This is a genomic window from Nocardiopsis ganjiahuensis DSM 45031, from assembly GCF_000341085.1.
Classification (GTDB): Bacteria; Actinomycetota; Actinomycetes; order Streptosporangiales; family Streptosporangiaceae; genus Nocardiopsis; species Nocardiopsis ganjiahuensis.
Genome location: NZ_ANBA01000047.1, coordinates 1 through 1,094 on the forward strand (window position 1 = coordinate 1; position 1,094 = coordinate 1,094).

Below are 1,094 nucleotides of genomic sequence, written 5' to 3' on the forward strand. Positions count from 1 at the left end.
ATGCCGGTCCGCTGGCTCAACGACTACGGCTACGGCTGGCGCCGGCTGAGCGACCACGAGATCGCGGCCAGCACGAACTACTACCGCAAGCTCGGCAAGCACATGGGGATCAAGGACATCCCCGGAACCTACGCCGAGTTCCGCGAGCTGATGGACTCCTACGAGGCGGAGCACTTCGCCTACACCGAGGGCGGCCGCGCCGTCTCCGACGCCACCCTCGAGCTGATGGTCGACTTCTACCCGGCCTGGCAGCGCCCGCTCGTCCGCCCCTTCACCAAGGGCCTGCTGGACGAGCCCCTGATCAAGGCCTTCGGCTACCCCGAGCCCTCGGCGTTCTGGCGCAAGTCCGGTGACCTGGCGCTGAAGCTGCGCGCCAAGGTCGTGCGCCGGATGAAGCCGCGCGAGGAACCGCGCTGGGCCCGGATGAGCCCCAACATCCGCAGCTACCCCGACGGCTACGAGCCGGACCGCATCGGTACGTTCCCCAAGGGCTGCCCGGTCCCCCACGACATGCGCACCCGGAGTGTCCCCGCCACCGGCGCCCAGGTGCCCGCAGCCGGCCAGGCGGTGGCCCCCGCCCAGCCCGAGGGCACCGCCTCACCCGAGGGCGCCTCCCCCGAACCGACCGAGCGCTGACCCGGCCCCGGCCGTTCCCCACCCCCGGCACGGCGCACGGCCCAGCCGCACGCCGGCGATCCCCCGCCCCCGAACCCCCCGTTGTTCACCATCCCCACTCCCTGAAGGAACCGCGAATGAAGCGCTTCGACTGGCGCGACGAGATCCACCGTCTGGACGCCGAGGCGGACTGCGTGCGGATCATGCAGATCCTCAACTCCCACGAGTTCCCGTGGGACATGGGCCGGGCTCTGGGCATCGCGCTGTACCGCACCTACGCCGTGCCCTCCATCGGCGAGCTGCTGGGCAACACCGACCAGTTCACCGGCCAGACCCAGAAGCGCTACGACGACACCGCGCTGATCCTGGGCAACATGATCCGACACGGGTTCGAGCCGGGCAAGGGACGCGACTCCCTGCGCCGGATGAACCAGATGCACCGGTCCTACGACATCAGCAACGACGACTACCGCTACGTG

Annotated in this window: 1 protein-coding gene and 1 pseudogene; both read left to right on the forward strand. The window is 70.0% G+C overall.

Annotated features, from left to right (window positions below; genetic code table 11):
* On the forward strand, positions 1 to 636 hold a 636-nt coding region (locus D458_RS34700), incomplete at its 5' end, for an oxygenase MpaB family protein (RefSeq protein WP_017590923.1).
* Between the two features lie 116 nt (positions 637 to 752).
* A pseudogene (locus D458_RS0132655) lies at positions 753 to 1,094 on the forward strand (oxygenase MpaB family protein); the annotation flags it as partial.